This is a genomic window from Gilliamella sp. W8136, from assembly GCF_016101285.1.
Classification (GTDB): Bacteria; Pseudomonadota; Gammaproteobacteria; order Enterobacterales; family Orbaceae; genus Gilliamella; species Gilliamella apicola_N.
Map to the genome: position 1 here is coordinate 32,766 of NZ_JACFQU010000012.1, position 22,687 is coordinate 55,452.

At 34.0% G+C, this 22,687-nt stretch carries 16 protein-coding genes; 10 read left to right on the forward strand and 6 right to left on the reverse strand.

The genetic code is table 11. The annotated features are described in order from the left end of the window. The first annotated feature begins 4 nt into the window (after nucleotides 1–4). From H3T96_RS09235 to H3T96_RS09270, 8 genes are all read left to right on the forward strand, one after another. Nucleotides 5–1,150, forward strand: a complete 1,146-nt coding sequence (locus H3T96_RS09235; RefSeq protein ID WP_144092358.1) for a DUF805 domain-containing protein — start codon at nucleotides 5–7, stop codon at nucleotides 1,148–1,150. Further along, nucleotides 1,140–4,481: an ImcF-related family protein gene (locus H3T96_RS09240; protein WP_039128934.1), complete on the forward strand. Its 3,342-nt coding sequence runs from the start codon at nucleotides 1,140–1,142 to the stop codon at nucleotides 4,479–4,481. Before H3T96_RS09235 ends, H3T96_RS09240 begins: the two co-directional genes overlap by 11 nt. A 27-nt stretch (nucleotides 4,482–4,508) precedes the next feature. Then, nucleotides 4,509–6,113: a type VI secretion system protein TssA gene (tssA, locus tag H3T96_RS09245; protein WP_144092360.1), complete on the forward strand. Its 1,605-nt coding sequence runs from the start codon at nucleotides 4,509–4,511 to the stop codon at nucleotides 6,111–6,113. 52 nt (nucleotides 6,114–6,165) lie between these two features. Next, a complete protein-coding gene (tssF, locus tag H3T96_RS09250; RefSeq protein ID WP_144092362.1) occupies nucleotides 6,166–7,929 on the forward strand; it encodes a type VI secretion system baseplate subunit TssF in 1,764 nt (587 codons plus the stop codon). Next, a complete protein-coding gene (gene tssG / locus H3T96_RS09255; protein ID WP_086326103.1) occupies nucleotides 7,893–8,936 on the forward strand; it encodes a type VI secretion system baseplate subunit TssG in 1,044 nt (347 codons plus the stop codon). The genes tssF and tssG overlap by 37 nt, the downstream gene beginning before the upstream one ends. Before the next feature lie 15 nt (nucleotides 8,937–8,951). Beyond that, complete coding sequence (gene tssJ, locus H3T96_RS09260) at nucleotides 8,952–9,467, forward strand: type VI secretion system lipoprotein TssJ (protein WP_039128589.1); 516 nt, start codon at nucleotides 8,952–8,954, stop codon at nucleotides 9,465–9,467. Beyond that, nucleotides 9,467–9,892 carry a type VI secretion system baseplate subunit TssE gene (gene tssE / locus H3T96_RS09265; protein ID WP_039128585.1) on the forward strand — a complete coding sequence of 142 codons (426 nt, stop codon included), beginning with the start codon at nucleotides 9,467–9,469 and terminating at the stop codon, nucleotides 9,890–9,892. The genes tssJ and tssE overlap by 1 nt, the downstream gene beginning before the upstream one ends. Before the next feature lie 679 nt (nucleotides 9,893–10,571). Further along, entirely contained in the window at nucleotides 10,572–11,498 is a 927-nt protein-coding gene (locus H3T96_RS09270; RefSeq protein ID WP_144092368.1) for an L-lactate dehydrogenase, read from the forward strand. A 520-nt stretch (nucleotides 11,499–12,018) separates the two neighbouring features. On the opposite strand, the gene H3T96_RS09275 is transcribed toward H3T96_RS09270, so the two are convergent. From H3T96_RS09275 to ilvG, 6 genes are all read right to left on the reverse strand, one after another. After that, on the reverse strand, nucleotides 12,019–12,999 hold the full coding sequence (locus H3T96_RS09275) for a Gfo/Idh/MocA family protein (protein ID WP_144092370.1): 981 nt from the start codon (nucleotides 12,997–12,999) through the stop codon (nucleotides 12,019–12,021). 216 nt (nucleotides 13,000–13,215) lie between these two features. Beyond that, complete coding sequence (gene ilvA / locus H3T96_RS09280; protein ID WP_039128576.1) at nucleotides 13,216–14,757, reverse strand: threonine ammonia-lyase, biosynthetic; 1,542 nt, start codon at nucleotides 14,755–14,757, stop codon at nucleotides 13,216–13,218. A gap of 2 nt (nucleotides 14,758–14,759) precedes the next feature. Then, nucleotides 14,760–16,610 (reverse strand): dihydroxy-acid dehydratase, encoded by a 1,851-nt coding sequence (gene ilvD / locus H3T96_RS09285; RefSeq protein WP_144092372.1) that lies wholly within the window; start codon nucleotides 16,608–16,610, stop codon nucleotides 14,760–14,762. A gap of 132 nt (nucleotides 16,611–16,742) precedes the next feature. After that, nucleotides 16,743–17,672 carry a branched-chain amino acid transaminase gene (locus H3T96_RS09290; RefSeq protein WP_065602053.1) on the reverse strand — a complete coding sequence of 310 codons (930 nt, stop codon included), beginning with the start codon at nucleotides 17,670–17,672 and terminating at the stop codon, nucleotides 16,743–16,745. A 170-nt stretch (nucleotides 17,673–17,842) separates the two neighbouring features. Next, on the reverse strand, nucleotides 17,843–18,073 hold the full coding sequence (gene ilvM / locus H3T96_RS09295) for an acetolactate synthase 2 small subunit (protein WP_065738802.1): 231 nt from the start codon (nucleotides 18,071–18,073) through the stop codon (nucleotides 17,843–17,845). Between the two features lie 3 nt (nucleotides 18,074–18,076). After that, complete coding sequence (gene ilvG, locus H3T96_RS09300; protein ID WP_144092374.1) at nucleotides 18,077–19,753, reverse strand: acetolactate synthase 2 catalytic subunit; 1,677 nt, start codon at nucleotides 19,751–19,753, stop codon at nucleotides 18,077–18,079. Between the two features lie 935 nt (nucleotides 19,754–20,688). Here ilvG and H3T96_RS09305 point away from each other — a divergent pair. Both H3T96_RS09305 and H3T96_RS09310 read left to right on the forward strand, forming a co-directional pair. Further along, on the forward strand, nucleotides 20,689–21,576 hold the full coding sequence (locus tag H3T96_RS09305; protein WP_144092376.1) for an SDR family oxidoreductase: 888 nt from the start codon (nucleotides 20,689–20,691) through the stop codon (nucleotides 21,574–21,576). A gap of 136 nt (nucleotides 21,577–21,712) precedes the next feature. Further along, the gene (locus tag H3T96_RS09310) at nucleotides 21,713–22,240 is read left to right on the forward strand and encodes a hypothetical protein (RefSeq protein WP_086327314.1); all 528 of its coding nucleotides are present in this window, start codon (nucleotides 21,713–21,715) and stop codon (nucleotides 22,238–22,240) included. The last annotated feature ends 447 nt before the right edge of the window (nucleotides 22,241–22,687 follow it).

The window sequence follows — 22,687 nt, forward strand, 5'->3', positions numbered from 1 at the left end:
TATTATGTCTTGGCCTAAACCTAGGGTAGTTAATCCATTAAAACCACCGTTAAAATTACATCGCAGTAGATGGTATCTATTTTTTATAGTTCTGAGTTTTATCACAACTATTCTGCTTATTTTAATTTGGCCGAATGAAAACTATGGTTCACAGTGGATATTTTGGATATCTGCTACAATTATTCCAACAGTAATTACTGGGATTGCTGTTAGTATACGATTATATATATATGGTTTAGCTCAAGAAGAATATGAAATATGGCAGTTAGAACAAAAAAACATTGAAGAAAATTGGAAAAACTGGGCAATGAAATCTTTAGTGATTCTTGATAGCTATTATGTTTTACCTAATCATCTAACTGCACAAGACATCTTAAATGACGGTGTAAATATACCAACAAAAGTCAATAAATCATTAGAGTTTGGTGACGAGTTTAATATTAACATATATCTTGAAGAAGTTTTTTTATCTTTACGTAAATTGTTACTTGATTTACCGGAAAAAGAAACAATTAATATCACTATTTATACATCATTTGAATCAAATGTTCTTTTAGAAGAAGATATTAATAATGCTTATCAAACAGCACAACTGCCATGGAAATATAAGTTAACACAGCATATATCAGATAATGTTAATGTTGAAATACTACAAGAAATGATAGATGACTCACAAGCGAGTCTTCAACTTGTTATTATCAATAATACTATCTCATCAAGCTCGGCATTTTTGTGTGCTTTTTTAGCAACAAGCAAACAACATTGTCAAGATTTGGGAATAAATAGTGCGAAAGTTGAAATCTTGAGACCAATGATAGCAACAGAACTTGATAATGCTATTAACCAAATGATAGATATGCAACAAGCAATAAAGCAAGTAAAACAGCTTTGGTTTGCTAATATGGATAATAAACAACAAACAGAAATTACAACATTATTATCACATCAAAAAATTTCCCCAACCAATTTAGTTAAATTAGAAAGGTTTATTGGTAATCAGAATGTGTTAAGTTTTTGGCTTTCGTTGGCTATGGGATGTGAAATGGTTATGCTCACTAACCAAAATAATCTTATGACTGCATATAGTCATAACAAATGGTTACTTTCAATTTTGACGGGTAGTACGTCGGGAGTCGTAAATGAAAAATAAATGGAAACTGATTGGATTAATTTTCATTATATTATTAGGAGCACTAATTCTAGCTGCTGGACTTTTTTTCTGGGGAGCGGGTTTAGGATATGTAACAACAGGACAGAAATTTTCTATATGGTTGCAAGCGATGCTTTTATTGCTTGGCTTGTTATTAACACCTGTTATTATTACCAACAATCGTAAAATATGGGCTAAGGATAAAGTTAAGCGTGAATCTTTAAATCCTGCTGAAAAAAAACCTGTAAAAAAAGTTATTACTTTTCCTGAATTTTCAGAAATAAAGAATCAGTGTCAATCGCGTTACGGTCTGTTTTGGCGTTATAAAGTTCGAAAATGTTTGGTTATTGGGTCATCATCCGATATAGAAACATTATTCCCTAATTTACAACAAGCGAAATGGCAGTTAAGTGGTCAAACACTAATGGTTTATGGCGGGGATGTTTCAAGTGAAGTAAATATTCCTTGGATGAAAACATTAAAGAAACATTTCTCACGTTGTTTGCCATTTTATCATAAACCACTAGATGCAATCATCTGGGCGGTTTCAAAAAATTATCTTGATAATACTCGACAACAACAAGTTTTAGTTGAAAAAACTATATTGCAACTCAGATCCCGCGATAAAATTTTAAGATGGTCTGCTCCGCTCTATTTAGTATCAGGACAAACAAGTGAATGGTCACAGGAAGGAAGAATTGAGCAAAGCGTTGGGATAACCTTTTCTTCATCTAAAAATAGCATCGTTGATTCTGCGGATTTATCATTAAAACAATTGGCAGCTGAATGTTGTCAACGAGGTATACAACAGGTAAAAGAAAATTCTCATTATGCCTATTTGCTTCAGTTAAGCCAGAATCTGGTCAAAAACGATATTGATAAAATCAAACGATATTTGAGCTCATTGATTTCACTTCGTTACGCTCCAAATCTTCGTGGGTTATTTTTTATGCCTCATCAGTCATCGAAGCCAACGGAAGAACAAGAGTTTTATGATTTAAACCATTTCTTTATGACACCAACTTGGCAGTCAATCATTGATGACGCAAAAACAAATGTAGGACGAAGACTTGGATTAAATTGGGGAGCAATTTCTTGTTATGTTTTATTTATATCTATGATCATGACAGGATGTGCTATGCTCACATCTTATTTCCGGAACCAATCATTAATTGAAGATAGTATCAAACTGGCCAAAAATGCTGATGATTCCGCTACTAAAGATTATACTTCAAGATTACAAATTCAATATCAATTACAACAAAGATTAGAACAATTATTGTACCGTCAACAAAAAGGCGCGCCTTTATCTTATCGTTTTGGTTTGAATCACGATGGTAAATTATTGAAAAAATTGTGGTCAAGCTATTACACAACAAACTTGCGTAATATTGTTGTGCCATTTAAAGATATAATGACGGATTATTTAGAGTTATTAACACAATTACCACCAGATGATCCTCACCGAGACGAATTAGTTGAATCGGCATATGATGTATTAAAAGTATACCTGATGATGAGTCGTGCTGATAAAAGTGATGGTGAATATCTAAGTCAATTTGCAACTAAAAGATGGAATGCACCGAAAGACATTAGTGATGGTAATTGGCAAAGATTAATGCCTGATCTGGTTCGTTTTTGGGGTCAATCATTAAATCTTAATCCTAAGTGGGCACAAAAAGAAGATGCATCATTAGTAAAAAATGCTCGCCAAATATTAATTAATAAAATTGGCGCACAAAATGCGGTTAACTCAATTTATAAAAAGATGATCCAACAAGCTAGTCAGAATTATGCAGATCAAAGTTTGAATCAATTACTTGATGGATTTGATAATCATTTACTATTTTTTAGTAAGGAAGATCTACCAGGCATTTATACACGAAAAGCTTGGGAAAATACAATTAAGCAGGAAATAAATGAAGTCTCTAAACTCCGCCAAGAACAAATTGATTGGGTTTTAAGTGATGGAGATAATTCATTACCTAAGTCGATTTCGTCTGAATCATTAAAAAAACAACTTACCGAACTATATTTTAGTGAATATGGTGCTGCATGGTTGAACTTTTTGAATGCTATAGAATGGCGTCAATCTGATAATGTAACAGATGTCATTGAACAGCTAACAATACTTGCTGATACTAGACAATCTCCTTTAGTCGCATTGGTAAATGCGGTTAAGTACCAATCAGAGGTAGCGTATAGCGAAGACGGTTTATCCAGTAATATATTACGTTCAGCTAAAGAGCTTATTAATAACAATAAATCATCAACTGGAATGTCTAAAAAGAACAATGAAGCAACGGGTCCTTTAACAGAGACATTCGCACCTATTGTTAGTTTGTTAAGAAATGATAATGCCAATGGTCTATCTTTAGAGACCTATTTGTCGCGTATCACTCAAGTGCGATTGAAATTACAAAATATAGCTAATAGTGCTGAACCACAAACTATGATGCAAGAATTAGCTAAAAGTGTGTTTAAAGGCACGTCAGTTGATTTAACTGAAACCCGAGATTACGGTAATTTAATCGCTGCTAATTTAGGAAAAGAGTGGTCAGGATTTAGTTATAATTTATTCAAAAAACCATTAGAACAATCATGGCAAGTAGTATTGACTCCAGCAGCAGAAAGTTTTAATGATATTTGGCAAAACTATGTTGTCAGTCAGTGGAAAAAGTCTTTCGCTGGTCGCTATCCTTTTAAAAATAGTGAAAACGAAGCTTCTTTACCTGAATTAGCTCGTTTTATTCGAGCTGATACTGGCATTATAGATAAATTTATTATCAGTGAATTAAATGGTGTATTAGATAAAAAAGGTGGTATGTGGGTTGTAAATAATGTTAATGCTCAAGGTCTTAATTTTTCACCTAAATTTCTTGAAGCACTAAACTTATTTAATGAACTTTCCGCAGAAGTACTTGAAACAGGTGATGTATCCTTATCATTCGATCTAATGCCTCGTACAGGAGCAAGTACCGCTAAAACAGAATTAATAATTAATAAGCAGAAACTTGAGTATTTCAATCAAGTACCTACTTGGCAACGTTTTAATTGGCCAGGTGATGGATATGCACCATATTCACAGCTTAGTTGGAGTAGTAATAATTCAGGTTTAAGGTTATATCAGTACTATAATGGTGATTGGGCATGGATCAGATTACTTGAATCAGCATCAATTAAACCGTTGGATTCCAGTCGATATGAATTGGTTTGGGAAGCTAAAGACGGTAATAAACTTAGATATGTTTTAAGAACACAACTAGGTGGTGGACCATTAACGTTATTGAAATTACGCAATTTTACTTTACCACAAAATGTATTTGAATAATGTTATATTTAATATTGGATTAATGTTATGTTTAGTCAATTATTAAGCCGTTTTACAGGTACTGATGATCAGAGCAAAGTGATACAAGAGTTAAATCAAACTTGGATTGATTGGTTACAACCAATCAATCCAGATAAACCAACTGGTGAAGATCTGACTTATCATGATACTTTTCAAGATATTAAAGAACAAATTGCAAAAATATCTGGTATAGATTATACGTTTGTTATTGTTGAGAGTGAAAACTTACTAAAACGAAGTAGTAAAGATATTCGTGTGGCTACATATTATTGTTTAGCACGATTATATCAAGATGGTGTTGAGGGTTTTGCTGAAGGGCTTGAAATATTGGCTTGTTTGCTTGATAAATTTGGTTCATTGATTTATCCGTCAAGACCTAATATACGCAAAAATGCCATTGAATGGCTTACTAATGCTCGTTTTATAGAACAGTTAACACAGTTACAACCTATAAGTGATGAGTATTTAAGTCGTATTATCACTGCGTTAAGTCAGATAGATAGTAGTTGTCAAAAATTATTTGATTCTGAAACGCCTAATCAGTCAACACCACCACCTAATTTATCGGCGTTGGTTCATTTTTTTGGCAATATAGCAAAACAACCAGTTAAAACTACAAAAGAAGAACAACCGTCTCAAGCGACGGCCAATCCTGTACCTGCTTCAGAAGTACAACAAAGTAACGTTGAAATAAAAATTAGTTCTCAACGAGATTTACTTGACCAAGCTCGAAAAATGGCAGCATTTTTACGAGAAAATCCTGAAGGGTATCTGGCTGCAGGACGTTTTTTGCGAGTAATCCGCTGGGATATGATTGTAGATTTGCCACCTGTTGATTCTAAAGGTAAAACAAGATTACCAGCTCCAAGAGCAGAACTTAAACAAAATATTAATCGATTGATTCTTCAGAAGCAATGGTCAACACTTTTCGAACGTGTTGAAAGTGCTTTTATGGAAAGTGCAAATCATTTTTGGTTAGATCTGCAACGTGCTTCTGTTTTAGCCTTGAAAAAAATGGGTGAGCCTTATCAGTCATGGGCTGATATTTATTTAACAGATATTGGCTTAATGTTGGAGCGTTTACATGGAATTGAAAACCTCTATTTTGACAATGGTATGCCTTTTGCTGACGATGAAACATTAAGCTGGATTGCCAGTGATGCACGTATACATAATTTAGGTGAAGGTGATAGTATTCAACCTATTGCTGTATCGGGTGAAAATGATTGGGGTGAGATTGAAAAACAAGCTTTAGAATTAGCTCATGCAGAAAGCCTAGAACATGCATTCCAATGGATACAAAGTTTGCCATCATTGCGTTCTCCTAAACAACAATATTTATTACAATATACGCAAGCAAGAGTTGCGGAACAATTAGGAAAACAAGATATTGCATTAACATTACTAACTGGATTAAACAATCAACAGCAATCAATTACTTTGTTACAATGGGAACCTGAACTATTATTTGATATTAAAAGATTTTTACTCAAATTAATTAAACAAAAAAATCTACAGAAAGATAATAATAAAAATTTTGGTGAACAAATAGAGAATTTGCAACATGAACTCATGCAGCTCAATCCAGCTAGGGCACTAAGTGTGATTTAAACTTTTAATAAAAGAGTGACGTTAGAAAAATATAAAACTAAAGAGATAAAAAATGGATGATTTGATTTTACGCTATTATGAGTCAGAAATGCGTTACTTGCGGGAAGCGGGGAAAGAATTTGCCAAAATTCATCCTGATAGAGCAGGTCAATTGAATTTAGATCGTGTTGGTGATCGTGATCCATATGTTGAAAGATTATTTGAGGGTTTTGCTTTTTTGACAGGGCGATTGCGTCAAAAAATTGATGATGATTTACCAGAATTAACAGAGAGCCTTGTGAGTTTGTTATGGCCTCATTATTTACGATTAATACCCTCATTATCGATTATTGAGTTAACACCCAATTACTCCACATTATCACGTTTGGAAGTTATCCCCAAAGGGTTACAAGTTCAAACCGAACCACTTGGACCGACAGGAACAAAGTGTCCGTTTAGAACAACTCAACCAGTAACTCTGCAACCTGTTAAAATCAATCAAGTAAGATTAGGGGTACACCAAGATGGACGAAGCATTATCAACATTCGTTTAGGTTTTGGTGAACTAATTGATTTTGAACAAGTTGATTTATCTAAATTACGACTCTATTTAAATGCAGATGCCCCAATCGCATCAGCTTTACATCATGCATTAACTCATCAAGTTTCAGCTATACAGTTGCGCTATTCTAATCAACCTAATGAAATAGTCCATTTTCAAGGAAAAATAACGCCGGTAGGCTTTAGTGAAGAAGATCGCTTATGGTTAAAACCAGATAATGCTTTTGCAGGCTATCAATTATTATTAGAATATTTTGCGTTTCGTGAAAAATTTATGTTTGTCGATCTGCATGGACTTAATATTCGTAATGTCCCAGAAGGTTGTGAATATATTGATATTGAAATTGTTCTAAATCAAACGTGGCCAAGTGATATGCCTTTTAATAAGGATAACATTCGATTACATTGTGTGCCAGTTATAAATTTATTTGATATGGAAGCAGATCCTATTGTAGTTAATCAATTAGAAAGTGAATATCTGCTTAGACCATTATTACGTCAAGATGGACACATTGAAATTTACTCAGTTGAAAACGTTGAAGCTATAACTCGTAGCGGTCGTTATAGTTATGTACCTTTTACTAGCTTTAAGCATAGGGGCGGTATGTTACGTCATGATGCACCAGAAAGATATTATCATACTCATGTTCGAAAAGGTGCTTCTGGATTACATGAAACTTGGTTAGTTTTGGGCGGTAAAATTTGGGATAAAGGTCAATCTCTTGAAACTGAAACGTTATCATTACGCGTTACTGGTACCAATGGTATGTTGCCTCGGAAAACGTTAAGTAATGCACGGATACAATCACTGAGTAGTTCACAAAATAGTATTTCAAGTGTTAGAAATTTATGCTCACCAACGTTGCCTTGTTATCCGCCAACCGAGGATCGCTTTCATTGGCGAGTATTATCGCATTTAGCACCAAATTATTTGTCATTAATCAATGCAGAAGTATTAAGGGGAACGCTTGCATTATATGATTGGACAGAAAATGAGCTTAATCGTCGACGCTTAGAAGGTATCGTCGATGTATCTCATAGAATGATAAAACGGATTGAAAAAGGAATGTTACAAAGGGGAATAGAGATCGAAGTAACTATAAATAGTTTCCAGTTTACTGGCGAAGGTGATGTGATGCTTTTTGGTGAGTTATTACATCAATTTTTTGCTCTATATGCTGACGTTAATTTATTTACTCAATTAGTCATTAATCTTCTACCTGTTGGAAATAAAATAGTATGGAATCAGAGCAAAATATCGAAAGTAGCCCTTTAATGCAGGAGCTTGAAAAAGTACTGCCAAAAATCAATTTTTATCGTTTTTGTCAGTTACTTGAGCAACTCTATGCTAAAGAACCTATACTCGGAAAATCGGAAACGCCAACGGGTGATCCTTTACGCTTTGCACCATCAATTAATATGTCATTTCCTGCTAGCGAGTTGCAGTATATTGAAAGATCGCCGTATTTAAATCGCCCGGCAACTGTAAGAACTCGCTTTTTAGGTTTGTATGGTGTCGATGCAGTATTACCTTTTGGGTTATTGCACAATATTATCCGACGTGAAGAAAACTATCATGCAATGACCGATTTTTTAGATATATTCAACCATCGATTTATAACACAATTTTACCGAATTTGGTTGAAATATCATTATCCTGCCTGTTTTATAAATGGTGGTAAAGATTCTATATCTCAGTGTCTGCTTGGACTAACGGGTCTTATAATAAAAGGGACTAGTGAACAAATCGGTTCACCTGCTTCGCGATTTTTAGCCCTGTTAGGTCTAGTTACGCAAAAAACACGAACAGCTGAGGGTATTGCTGGTTTAACAAGAGTAATAGTTAGTGATGCCAAAGTTGAAATAACGGAATTCTATCCTACTTGGCATTCCATTGAAAATCCAGCTCAAGTCGGTGGTAAAACAAACAGAATAGGTTTAGATGGTGGTGCTGTATTAGGATCTCGCTTTAAAGAATGTAATCAAACAATTCATATAGCCATAACGCCTCAACATGAAGATCAGATTGTGGATTTACTCCCTGATGGGCAGTTATATAAGGATCTTATGGCATTGATGCGTGCATATTTAGGTTATCAAGTTGATGCTAAAATTACACTTTATATTAAGCGAAATTTTTTGCCGCGTAGCCAGCTAATATCAAAAAATTGTCGTTTAGGACAGACGGCATCATTAACCAAAATGACAGAAAATGGCGAGTATATTCAAGATAAGGTAGCTGTAAATTTAGGTCACTATTGTGGAATTGATTATACAGCATAAAAAAAAGGAATAAGTATGAAACGAATTAATTTATTTATTATTTGTCTATTAACTATCTGTTTAAGTGGATGTGGTATAGCACAAGGCGTAAAGAAAGGCGCAACAAGTATTGGAAACAGCATTTTTTCATGGGATATTAAAACATTACACTTAGATATAACAGCTAGAGCTGAATTAAATCTTGATGACGAAGAGAAATCATCTCCTGTTGTTATTCGAATTTATCAATTAACTAAAGATACTGCATTTAAATCTGCGTCTTATCAAAATCTGGTTGATCAAGATAATGATGAGTTGAAAGCAACGTTACTTGATACTAAAGAAATTGTGTTAAAACCTGATACTTCTGCGTCAATCGAAATACCTTTTGACAGTAGAGCAAATTTTGCTGCGGTAGTTGCTCTTTATAACGATCCTGATTTAAAAGCGGATAATTGGCGATTAGTACTAAAACGCTCTGATTTACGCATAACTAAAGCACGTAAAATAGAAGCAAGTAAATACATCATTAAACTAGTGGATAAAGATTAATGAGTGCATCTTTATACGACATATTATATGGTTATTTTGAATCAGGCATAGCCATTGAAGATGTGTCTGAAAATGAACAAACCGTTATTAGTGTAATGGATAACATTGAGCGTATATTAAATAGTCGGGCAGGTGCAATTATGCATATGCCTGATTATGGATTACCAGATATGTCGACAGTTTTTCAAGCATTGCCTTCCTCAGCTTATGTTTTAATGCGGGCAATTGAGCAAACGTTATTAACCTATGAACCAAGGCTACAGGCCATTAACATCAATATTGATGAAAAAAATAATGATAACATGGTATTAGCATATGAAATGACTTGCTATTTTAAAGAGGGCGGATTGGTTCGATATGGTACTTATTTTATGTCAGATGGTAAAGCCCGATTAAGATATAGTCGTAAAACACCTAAAAACTGATTTTAAATTGCTTGAAGAAATAAAAAAATCATACTGAATAACGATAAAAGCAATGAAAAAAAGAAACAATATGATTAATAAGGCCAATAATTTTATCAGTCATCTAACTGAAAGCTGAAAGATTATATAGCTGTTTTGAAATATAGGAATATTAATATTCCTATATTTATTAATAAAAAACGTGAATATACTAGAATAATTAATTAATAATATTGAATATTAAGAATATCTTTTTTTCACAAATAGATACAATCCCAACCTTTTTTTAAAGTATTATTATCTAAAAAGAATATATTAAAATTACTAATATTAATGTTTACCGTAAATGATGACGGTAAACTATTGCAAACCATTAAAATTCCAATTTTAACAAATAAAAAAACATGATAAACGCTTATTAATATTAAATTGGTAATCATGATATTTTAGGTTAAATTCACTTAATTACTTAAATCAGCATAATTAAGATTTCTCTGGAAATTTTTTAAATCAATTAACTTACGCTATATAGCCAGCTAGCAAAAAATTTACCATTTAATCATTTTATGTACATTGATTTTATAAAAATCATAAATCATTAATAGCTGGAAATTGTCATACAGTAGGTATACGATGAATAAATATTGAACAAAGTTAATTAACTTTATGTTTGAATACACCGAAATTAATTGGGGGCAGCATGAAATTACGAAAAGTGATGATTATCGGCGTTGGTAATGTTGGTTCAACAACCGCTTATACATTTGTTAATCGAGGTATTTGTGAAGAAATCGCACTCGTTGATCTTAATAAAGAATTAGCATATGGACATGCGCAAGATTTATTAGATGCAGCAGCCTATCGACAAAATATGATTAAAGTTAGCTTGCGCGAATCAACTGATTGTGCAGATATCGACATTGTTATTATCACCGTTACATCAGGACTAGCCCAAAAAAGCCGAAAAGAAGAGTTAGACGGAACATCCAAAATTATCGCCAGTATTATACCTAATATGATGAAGAATGGATTTAAAGGTATTTTTTTAGTCGCGACAAATCCTTGTGATGCCATCACTTATCAAGTTTGGAAATTATCTGGATTACCTCGTCACCGTGTGATTGGTACAGGAGTTTGGCTTGACACGGTAAGATTACGTCGATTATTGGGTGAAAAAATGGATATTGGTCCACAAAGTATTGATGCTTTTATTGTTGGTGAACATGGTGACTCTCAATTCCCTGTTTGGTCACATTCCTCGATTTATGGTATCAATTTAAATCAATTAGAAAAAAATAAAATTGATTTTACTCAAATCGGTACTCAAGCCCGAAAAATGGGTTTTGAAATCATGGAACGAAAACATTGCACTGAATATGGGATTGCTAGTACTATCACCGAAATTTGCCAACATATATTTACCAATAGTCACCGAGCTTTAGCACTTAGTTGTATTTTAGACGGTGAATATGGCTACAAAAATGTTGCTATTGGTGTACCAGCCATACTTGACCAACATGGTATCAAGAAAATTATTGAACTCAATTTTATTGAAAAGGAAAAACAGTTATTTGCAAACAGTGTTGAAATTGTTAAAGGTTATATTGAGCATATTAATTTAAACTAATATTTTTTTACCATTACTCAATTAGAGTATAGGCTTAATATTATTCATTTGTGGCATTATTTTTTAAAATAAGCCACAAATAATCATTTTTAATGATATTAAAATAGGTACTTGAAAATATAACTGAACATATTCGAAATATTATTGAATTATTTCGATTTGTTAACATTCAGCAAAAACAAGGAATTGATGTACATATTGAGTAATATATTAGATTATTTGCTTACAAAGGTTTATATTTTCTGATAAAAATTGGTGCTGCAATATAAGTCATATTCACCATTTCATTGAAAATTTCCTAGCGATCTGTTTAATCATAAATATTAAGAAAACTAATTAAATGATAATTTAAAATAGATAATTTTTGCTAAGAAAATTTAAACAGTCCAAGAATATTCGTCTATACTCAGTGTGTTCAGTTAGCATAGTTGTAAATATCAATTACATTTAAACAACCTGATAGAAGCAAAGCATGAACGGTAAACCAAACCTATTTAATGTTATAAGCTGTCTTTAAATTTTATTCATTATCAGCTGGAAATTTTACATGGATTTGCTTTCTTATTTCAGTCAATAATTGTGATGAAATCAAAGAATATTTTAGCCCTTTATGATTTATTTGTCTTTGTTGATAGAGATTAGCAAACTCTAGCGCTTCATAATACATTTCGTTACTATTTTGTGTAAGGGTTATTTCTTGTAATTCTCCTTGTCTTGGTTGATAGAATACTTGTTCACAAACAGATAAGTGCTTAATGATTAAAGTGCCATCTTCACCTTGTATTTCGCTATGAATAGATGAATTAGTGACTTTAGAGTGCCAAATAATAATATCAAAGTCATCATAATTTAATAAAACCGTACCATGAGCATCAACTCCGGAATCAAGTTGTGTGCCACTGGCATATATTGAACTCGGTCTTTCCCATAAGCCTATTGCAAAATTAAGGGGGTAAACACCAATATCCATGATTGAGCCGTTTGAGAATTGAGGATTAAACGTGTTAGGATTTTCACCGTCTAAATAACTAGGGTACCGTGATGAATATTGACAATAATTTAATAAAGCTTTGTGTATTTTTCCTAATTTAGGTAGATAGTTTCGAATTAATTCAAAATTAGGTAAGTAATAGGTTTTTAGTGCTTCGAAAATGATTTGTTGATTCTGTTTCGCAATATCTAATAATCTTTGAGTTTGCACTAAGTTTGAAGTTAAAGGTTTCTCGCAAATAACATCTTTATTGTTTTCTAACATTAACTTTGCTTGTGCAAAGTGTAGTGAGTTCGGGCTAGCAATATAGACTACGTCAATGTTAGTATCGTTAGCTAATTGTATTAAATCATCATAAATAACATCAATATTATATTTTTGTGCAAACTGGCGAGCTTTATCTCTATCTCGTGAATAAATAGCTGCAAGTTGATACTGTTGAGTTTGTAATGCGGCATCAATGAATTTTTCTGTGATCCAGTTGCTACCTATTGTTGCTAGTCTAATCATATGCATGCCTTTATAAATTTATTTGCTATGTTAATCACTTTTTTGTAAAAAAGTTTGAGGTTAACATAACGTTTTAGTCTATTTTTTTGTTATATTATTAATAGGTTAGATAGCATAAATAGTAACATCTTTTACATTTAAGCGAAACGTATATAACAGAACTAAAAATTGATCCCCATTAGACCACCCAGAGTAAAAAGGGTGGTCATCATTATTTTAAAGCGAGTTGGTAAGAAAAAGTTTAATTGATGAATTTTGTGTTTCATTATGGAAACCATAACCAAGCTCAGTTAAATGTTGAGCAAATTTATTGCTATCTGTTTCATCAATTTCAAAAGCACAAAGTACTCTTCCGTAATCTGTGCCATGGCTACGGTAATGGAACATGGAAATATTCCAATTTGTTCCTAATGTTTGTAGAAACTTAAGTAATGCACCTTGTGATTCAGGAAATTCAAAGCTATAAACTTGTTCTTGAATCGTTTTACACGGTTTACCACCAATCATATAGCGAACATGAAGTTTTGCCATTTCGTCTTCAGATAAATCTACAACAGGATATCCCGCAGCCGTTAATTCTTGTAGTATGTCTTCTTTTTCATTACTTTTCGAGATTCTGACGCTGACAAAAATGCAGGCTGATTTATCGTCATGATAACGATAGTTAAATTCCGTTACTGAGCGTCCACCTAATAATTTACAGAAATTTAAAAAGCTACCTTTCTTTTCAGGAATAGTCACCGACAATAACACTTCGCGTTTTTCACCAAGTTCACAACGTTCTGAAATGTAACGCAGATTGTGAAAGTTTAAATTTGCACCAGACAAAATATGTGCTAGATTTTCACCACGAATATTATGTTGATTAACATATTTTTTTAATCCTGCCAGTGCAACCGCACCTGATGGTTCAGCAATGGCGCGGACGTCATCAAATAAATCTTTTACTGCAGCACAAATTTCATCGCTATCAACGGTAACAATATCATCAATGTATTGTTGGCAGAGTCTAAATGTCTCATCTCCAATACGTTTAACGGCAACACCTTCAGCAAATAGCCCAACTCGACTTAAATCAACGGGTTTACCTGCATCAAGTGCAGCTTTCAAACAGGCTGCATCAGAAGGTTCGACCGCAATAACTTTGATTGTCGGCATAATTTGTTTAATTAATACTGCAATGCCTGCAGCAAGTCCTCCCCCCCCGACAGGCACAAAAATACGGTCGAGTTTGGCATTTTGTTGAAGTAATTCCATGGCAATGCTGCCTTGGCCAGCGATGACCAATGGGTGATCAAACGGAGGAATAAAAATTCGATTTTGTTCTTTGGCTAATTCCATTGCTTTTGCTTTGGCTTCATCGAAATTAGCACCATATAAAAGTACTTCACCACCAAATTCTTTGACTGCCTCAACTTTGATATCTGCTGTAGTTAACGGCATGACAATAAGCGAATTTATGCCTAATTTTGTTGCCGAAAAAGCAACGCCTTGTGCATGATTTCCAGCCGATGCGGCAATCACGCCGCATTTACGTTCATCTTCGTTAAGACTGGCAATCATTGCTTGAGCTCCACGGATTTTAAAACTATGGACTAATTGCCGATCTTCACGTTTAACAAAGATTTGGTTTCCTATTCTTGATGAGATTTTTTCCATCTTTTCAAGTGGTGTGACATCTGCCACATCGTAAACAGCGCTGCAAAGTGTTGCTTTTAAATAATCAGCGCCAGTAAGTTTTTTATCTTCTTGTTTCACAGTTAGCCACCTAGTTTGCTTTTATCACGAACAGCACCTTTATCTGCGCTAGTTGCTAAACTCGCGTAAGCTTTCAGTGCGTATGACACATAGCGGTTGCGATTATGTGGCGTATAAGCTTTATCACCACGAGCAATTTCTGCTACACGTCGTCTTTCAAGTTCATCATCAGGTACATCTAAAACTAATTTACGGTTAGGAATATCAATATCAATAATATCACCATCACGTACTAATCCTATCAAACCACCATTAGCCGCTTCTGGTGAGATATGTCCGATCGATAAACCAGATGATCCACCTGAAAATCGACCATCTGTAATAAGTGCACAAGCTTTGCCAAGACCCATTGATTTTAAATAGCTGGTTGGATAAAGCATTTCTTGCATACCCGGTCCTCCTTTAGGACCTTCATAAATAATCACTACAACATCACCAGCAATCACTTTACCACCTAAGATTGCATCGACAGCATCTTCTTGACTTTCAAATACTTTGGCCGGTCCTCGAAAAACTAAGTTTTCAGCAGCAACACTGGCGGTTTTGACAATTGCACCATCTTGAGCAACATTACCATAAAGCGTAGCTAACCCACCATCTTGACTATAAGCGTGGGCTTTGTCACGAATACAACCATTTTCACGATCGTCATCAAGCGTATCCCAATAACAATCCTGTGAAAAAGCTTTAGTTGTACGGATCCCTGCTGGTCCGCTACGATACATTTTTTTCACAGCTTCATCATTAGTTTGGGTAATATCATATTGTGCAAACGTTTCTTGCAGAGTCAGTCCAAGTACATTGTGAACATCGCGTCTAAGCAATCCAGCCTTATCAAGTTCAGACATAATTGATACCACACCACCAGCCCGATGGACATCTTCCATATGATATTTGGCAGTACTTGGAGCTACTTTACATAAATGTGGTACTTTGCGTGAGAGTCTATCAATATCTGACATGGTGAAGTCAATTTCACCTTCTTGAGCAGTGGCTAGTAAATGCAATACTGTATTAGTTGATCCACCCATGGCAATATCTAATGACATAGCATTTTCATAAGCGGCTTTGGTTGCAATAGATCGCGGTAGATAAGACGCATCATCTTGTTCATAATAACGTTTAGTAATTTCTACAATACGTTTAGCTGCTTTAAGAAATAATTGTTCTCGCTGTTTGTGCGTGGCAACAAGTGATCCATTCCCTGGTAGTGATAAACCTAAGGCCTCTGTTAAACAGTTCATGGAGTTCGCAGTAAACATACCTGAGCAAGATCCACACGTTGGGCAGGCAGATTGCTCAATGGCTTCACTGTCGGCATCACTAACATTTGGGTTAGCACTTTGGATCATAGCATCAACAAGATCGAGTTTGATAATTTGGTCAGATAATTTTGTTTTACCTGCTTCCATTGGACCGCCCGATACAAATACTGTTGGAATATTGAGGCGAAGTGACGCCATTAACATACCTGGGGTTATTTTATCGCAATTTGAGATGCAGATCATGGCATCAGCGCAATGTGCATTTACCATATATTCAACAGAATCAGCAATCAATTCTCGTGATGGAAGTGAGTAAAGCATACCACCATGCCCCATGGCGATACCATCATCTACTGCAATAGTATTGAATTCTTTAGCAATACCACCCGATGCCTCAATTTGTTTGGCGACAAGCTGCCCAATATCTTTTAGGTGTACATGTCCCGGTACAAATTGCGTAAATGAGTTAACGACTGCAATTATAGGTTTTCCAAAATCTTCATTTTTAACGCCCGTTGCACGCCATAATGCACGGGCTCCAGCCATATTCCGACCTTCTACGGATGTTGCTGAACGATATTTAGGCATTTCTTGCTCCCAACTTTTTATTATTCAAGTTACCATTCAAAACGATATCTTGCTTTACATGATGCTATAAAGTGAATCACATTCTTGAAAAAAATCCGCCGTGTTAACTGGAGGATCTCTAACTGATATCCCTTATTTAACTAGATCTAACCAGCCATATTTATCTTCAGTTTGACCATTAAATAGACCAAAGAATGTTTGCTGGAGCTTTTTAGTAATTGGACCACAGCGACCAATACCGATTTCGATACGATCAACACTACGAACAGGAGTAATTTCAGCGGCAGTACCTGTCATAAAGACTTCATCAGCTAAATAGAGTGATTCACGGGATAGTGTTTGTTCACGTACTTCAATACCTAAATCACGTGCAAGGGTGATGATAGCATCACGAGTGATCCCCGGCAGTGCTGATGAAGATAATAACGGTGTAAATAATATACCATCTTTAACGATAAATAGATTTTCACCTGAACCTTCAGAAAGTTGACCATTTACGTCTAACGCAATTCCTTCTTGGAAGCCATTAGCGCGAGCTTCTGATCCGATGAGTAATGATGATAAGTAGTTACCGCCGGCTTTTGCTGCTGCTGGAATGGTATTTGGTGCAAAACGATGCCATGATGATACCATTGCATCAATACCTTGTTCTAAGGCATCTTCACCAAGATAAGCTCCCCATGGGAATGCTGCAATCATGACATCCGTTTTATAACCTGCTGGAGGTATAACGCCCATACCAACATCGCCGATAAATACTAATGGACGAATATAAGCACTTTCTAAATTATTCTTTTTGATAGTTTGGCGTGTTGCTTCCATAATTTCTTCAAGAGAATATGGAACAGGAAAACGATAAATTTTGGCTGAGTTTAATAATCTTTGAGCATGTTCTTTATGACGAAAGATAGCAGGTCCTTTATGTGTATTATAGCAACGAACACCTTCAAACACCGATGTACCATAATGTAGTGCATGTGACATTACGTGCACTTTAGCATCTGCCCATGGAACCAATTCGCCATTAAACCAAATATAATCAGATTTTGCTGTAGTACTCATTTTCTGTTTTCCTCTTAAATTTTACTTTTGTTTAGCATGTATCTTGCTTTATGCTTTTATCAATTAAACGTCAAACATTATACAATAATTTCTTGTTTGTTTAATATCTAAAATATTGACATATCTTAATTTAACTTTTTGTTTTACCGATAAATTATCTGTAAAGTTTTTTATTCTATTGAAATAACATCCTCTAATTTAGCTACTTGGTTTTGTAACATTGAAAGATCTCTTTCAATAGTTAATCTGAGTGTCAAAATCAGTAAATTATTTTCAATGGTTTGCATTTGCATAGATTCAATATGTCCACCGCGATGACGAACAACACGTAAAATACGTTCCAATGTACCTAACGTGTCGTTAGCCTTTATGGTCAATTGATGTTGTATTTGTTGATTCATCATTTACTCCTTGCAACTTTTATCGAGCATGTTTTCGTTAGCTGCGCCTGGTGGTACTAATGGCCATACATTTTCTAATTCATCAATGCGCACATGCAATAAATATGCACCAGATGAATTAAACATATTGTCAAGTGCAGAATTAATTTCAGATTTTTTTGTAATTATTTCACCCGGAATCTCAAATGCTTTTGCTAACATTAAAAAATCAGGATTATCTGATAAATTAGTTTCACTATATCTTTCGTTAAAAAAGAGCTCTTGCCATTGACGAACCATGCCTAAACGTTGGTTATCAATTAATACTATTTTAACCGGTAATTTTTTACGTTTTATAGTGGTTAGTTCTTGGACGTTCATCATAAATGATCCATCACCCGATACACATATTACACAATCATTAGGGCGAGCCATTTGTGCGCCAATCGCTGCTGGTAAACCAAATCCCATCGTGCCCAATCCACTTGAGGTAATGAAATTTTGTGGATGATTAAAACGCATATGTTGGGCTGTCCACATTTGATGTTGACCAACATCTGTAGTGATTATCGTATTGGCTGACTTACGTTCGGAAATGGTTTTTAATAATGCTGGTGCATAAATGGCTTCACCAGGATGATCATAACGTGTAGGATGCTGTGCTTTCAATTCATCCACTTTTTTATGCCATGCTTCGATTGATACAGTTTGATTAAGCAATGGTAAAACCTGCTTAATATCACCTTGTAATCCTAAGTGTGTTTGCCGTAATTTGTTGATTTCGGCTTGATCAATATCGACATGGATCACTTTTGCATGACGGGCAAATTCATTAAGATTACCTGTAACTCTGTCATCAAACCGTACACCTAAGGCGATAAGTAAATCGCACTCTTGTACGGCTAAATTGGCTGCTTTAGCGCCATGCATACCAATTAAACCTAAATAATAAGGATTATTAATATCAGCAACTCCCAATCCTTTTAATGTTGAAACAGTTGGGATTTGAGTCAATGTCATAAAATCTTTCAATTCTGATATAGCGCCTGAAAGTCCAACACCACCCCCAATATAAAGCATCGGTTTTCGGGCTTGAGCGATCATTTGTTTAGCGAGTTTTATTGTTTCTGGAGGAATGGTATATAATTGTGTTTTATCAGGACTGTTTTTTATTAAAGATGGTGCTAAATATTGTTGATAATCTAAATTGGCAAGCTGTATATCTTTCGGAACATCAATTAAAATTGGTCCCGGCCTGCCTGAGTTGGCTAAATTAAATGCCTCTTCTAATGTATTGGGCAATTGTTTAGCATCATTTATTAAATAACTATGTTTGGTGCAAGCTAAGGATAATCCTAGAACATCTACTTCTTGAAAAGCATCCGTACCAATTAGATTAGTTGGAACTTGCCCCGTTATGGCAACAATAGGTACAGAATCAATTAATGCATCAGCAAGTCCAGTAATGATATTAGTCGCACCAGGGCCTGATGTCGCAATACAAACCCCCGTTTTGCCAGTTGAACGAGCATAACCAATTGCTGCCATGGCTGCGCCTTGTTCATGACGACATAATACATGTTCAATACCTCCATCATACAAAGCATCGTAGAGAGGCATAATTTGTCCACCCGGATATCCAAAAACGGTGGTAACGCCTTTTTCTTTTAAGGTTTTTACTATCCACTGTGTTCCTAACATTTATTCCTCACTTGTTCTTTTTTGCCCAATCGTTGTTCATAAAAAAACCCCGCTGTTTGGAGCGGGGTTTTTGATTTTATGTATAAACATATTTTTATTCAAAAACGCCCCCGCGTTGGAATAATGACCACGCTGACAATAATGTTGATAAGGACGTTTTTAAGTGAAAATTTCATAATATGTGTTAATAAACTTTTTCGTCATTTTAAAAATTATTTTAAACAAAATACTCGTTTTAAAAAAAAGTGCAACTATTTTTTTCGCTTTTATAACGTGTTAGAAATAGATTGTAAAAAAGTTTCAGGTTAACTATACATTTCAGTATAAAACGTTTCAATATAAAAATGTGATTTTGGTAGGTTAATACGACACATTGAATGATAATTGATATTTTATCATTGTTTAATTATAGTTTTGGAAAACAAACATCTAATTATGTTTAAATAAAAAAAACAGATATTAATGATGGTTTGGCTAATCATTGTTAAAGCTGTTTTAATTACTATAATTACATTTAATCTTCTTTATATAAATTTATCAATAAATCGAATTACAAATGCAAAATTTGTAATAACTAGCTTAGTTAAAATTAATTTGCTAAACTGAGAGAGGTGCAAGATTATGCAACACTCATGGCTTTGGTAATACTACTTTCAGTGACCCCGCCAAGCCAATCAAGGAATGCCACCTTTAATAATATTCTGCCTCTTTTTATTCATTAACTTAAATAGACAGAGGATAACATTAAGCAACATGATTTAGCTTTAAGAAACAAATATTCAAATTTTATAGTCATTGAATATAATTTATTGAATTAATTGGTTATTTTAAAGATTTAAAATAGGCTTAACAATAGGATTTTGTGATTACTAATTGATTTTATTTAAGTTATATTGAATTTGTGTACAAATACATAGTTAACTTAGGAGAATATAATGAGTAAACAAATTTGTAATCCTCTTACAAAATACCATCATGATAAATTTCCAAAACAAAAACAAGCAGCACCTGCTCTACAGTGTGAAATGGATCCGATTCCTGATTGTGGCGAAAAAACCTATCAAGGTCATGGTCGTTTAGAAGGTCGCAAAATGTTAGTAACAGGTGGTGATTCAGGTATTGGACGAGCTGCGGCTATTGCTTATGCAAAAGAAGGTGCTGATGTGGCAATAAATTATCTTCCTTATGAACAAAAAGATGCTGAAGATGTGGTTAAGGTTATAGAAGCTGTTGGTCGTAAAGCGGTATTAATTCCTGGTGATTTAAGTGATGAGGCATTTTGTAAAAAATTAGTTGAACAAGCACATCAAAAGTTGGGGGGATTAGATAATTTAACCCTAGTTGCTGGTAAGCAAACGGCTGTGGAAGATATAATGGAACTGACCACAGAACAAATTAAAAAAACATTCGAAATAAATGTATTTTCACTTTTCTGGGTTACTAAAGCGGCTTTAGGGTTTTTAAAACCAGGGTCAACGATTATTACTACTTCCTCTGTTCAAGCTTATCAACCAAGCGGCAATTTATTAGATTATGCGGCAACTAAAACAGCAATTATTGCCTTTACCCGTGGCTTAGCTAATCAGTTAAGCAGCAAAGGTATTCGTGTTAACTGTGTAGCGCCAGGACCAATTTGGACGCCATTACAAATCTGTGGCGGTCAACCGAGTGACGTTATCCCTGAATTTGGTAAACAAACACCATTACAACGTGCAGGACAACCTGTTGAACTTGCTGGTGTATATGTACATTTAGCTTCTGAAGAGTCAAGTTATACCACAGCTGAAACATATGGTGTAACGGGTGGTATGCATATTAATTAATATTTTTTACAGTAAAAGGGCTTGTAAGAGCCTTTTTACTGCATGTTTAAGTAATTAATTTCCTTTTAAATTAACCACTATTATACAAAACCATAATAGTAACTATACGGAACTTATAACCAATAAGGGCAGAACAATGAGAACATTTAAAGTAATTACTTTGGCAATGATGGGGCTTTTTTTAGTAAATTGTGATAATTCAAAACCAACAGTTAATAATATCAAAGAACAAGTTGCGCAAACGAGTTCAAAGGTTAGCGATAAAGTAGCAGAACTATATGAACAAACCAAATCTGCAACTCAAGATGCCCTCAATAATTTAAAAGATGGTAATTATAGTCTTGCTCAAGATGCAATAATCAAAGGTTTAAGTTTAAAATTACCTTTGGATGTTGATCAAAATTCAACATTAGTCGATGTAACAAAAGGAAACGATATTATTAGTTATAAATATGATGTAAAAAATATAACTAAAGACGCATTTCAAGCTGAAAGCAATCAAAAAAATATTTCAAATGGTTTGCATACCCTTTATTGCAGTAAAGATGCGACTATCAATGCCATAAAATTAGTTTTTCCAAATGGCGCAAGTCATAATTATTACCTAAATGGAGAAAAAGTTTTAACACTTGATTTAAAACCTAGTGATTGTGATGCTAAATAATTTTGAACTTATCAATTATTGTTAAAAAGGGCCATTCGAGCCCTTTTATTTCAATTGGAAACAAAAATTGCATCATTTTGTTTAAAAAGGAATGATTAATTACGTAAATAATTTCAGTTTTGTCAATGTGTTATACGCATGAGTTTGTTTAAATTTGCATTTAAAAAAGATAGACAAGAAATTTAATTTTTATTTTAAGCATATAGCTAATAATTATTGAGTTTTAGCCGCTATTTTGTACAATAAGCCACACTTTTTTAAAAGTTAGGATGCTTTTTAATTGTGATGTTTTAATGTAAAACAATTTTTGGCTGTTTAGGTTTATTTATAAAAGTTAACCAGTTTTATAATATGTTGTTATTAGATTGTAATTTTAAATAAGATTAACAGTGGGCAATATTTTATATACATAAACATACTTAAGAAAGTATCTGATAATATTGAAAA

What these genes read in the sequence shown, in the direction of transcription:
- tssG (WP_086326103.1), top strand. Translation starts at nt 7,893, where the DNA reads ATGGAATCAGAGCAAAATATCGAAAGTAGCCCTTTAATGCAGGAGCTT.
- tssF (WP_144092362.1), top strand. Translation starts at nt 6,166, where the DNA reads ATGGATGATTTGATTTTACGCTATTATGAGTCAGAAATGCGTTACTTG.
- H3T96_RS09290 (WP_065602053.1), bottom strand. Translation starts at nt 17,672, where the DNA reads ATGAGTACTACAGCAAAATCTGATTATATTTGGTTTAATGGCGAATTG.
- H3T96_RS09235 (WP_144092358.1), top strand. Translation starts at nt 5, where the DNA reads ATGTCTTGGCCTAAACCTAGGGTAGTTAATCCATTAAAACCACCGTTA.
- H3T96_RS09275 (WP_144092370.1), bottom strand. Translation starts at nt 12,999, where the DNA reads ATGATTAGACTAGCAACAATAGGTAGCAACTGGATCACAGAAAAATTC.
- H3T96_RS09270 (WP_144092368.1), top strand. Translation starts at nt 10,572, where the DNA reads ATGAAATTACGAAAAGTGATGATTATCGGCGTTGGTAATGTTGGTTCA.
- H3T96_RS09305 (WP_144092376.1), top strand. Translation starts at nt 20,689, where the DNA reads ATGAGTAAACAAATTTGTAATCCTCTTACAAAATACCATCATGATAAA.
- H3T96_RS09310 (WP_086327314.1), top strand. Translation starts at nt 21,713, where the DNA reads ATGAGAACATTTAAAGTAATTACTTTGGCAATGATGGGGCTTTTTTTA.
- tssE (WP_039128585.1), top strand. Translation starts at nt 9,467, where the DNA reads ATGAGTGCATCTTTATACGACATATTATATGGTTATTTTGAATCAGGC.
- H3T96_RS09240 (WP_039128934.1), top strand. Translation starts at nt 1,140, where the DNA reads ATGAAAAATAAATGGAAACTGATTGGATTAATTTTCATTATATTATTA.
- ilvG (WP_144092374.1), bottom strand. Translation starts at nt 19,753, where the DNA reads ATGTTAGGAACACAGTGGATAGTAAAAACCTTAAAAGAAAAAGGCGTT.
- tssJ (WP_039128589.1), top strand. Translation starts at nt 8,952, where the DNA reads ATGAAACGAATTAATTTATTTATTATTTGTCTATTAACTATCTGTTTA.
- tssA (WP_144092360.1), top strand. Translation starts at nt 4,509, where the DNA reads ATGTTTAGTCAATTATTAAGCCGTTTTACAGGTACTGATGATCAGAGC.
- ilvM (WP_065738802.1), bottom strand. Translation starts at nt 18,073, where the DNA reads ATGAATCAACAAATACAACATCAATTGACCATAAAGGCTAACGACACG.
- ilvD (WP_144092372.1), bottom strand. Translation starts at nt 16,610, where the DNA reads ATGCCTAAATATCGTTCAGCAACATCCGTAGAAGGTCGGAATATGGCT.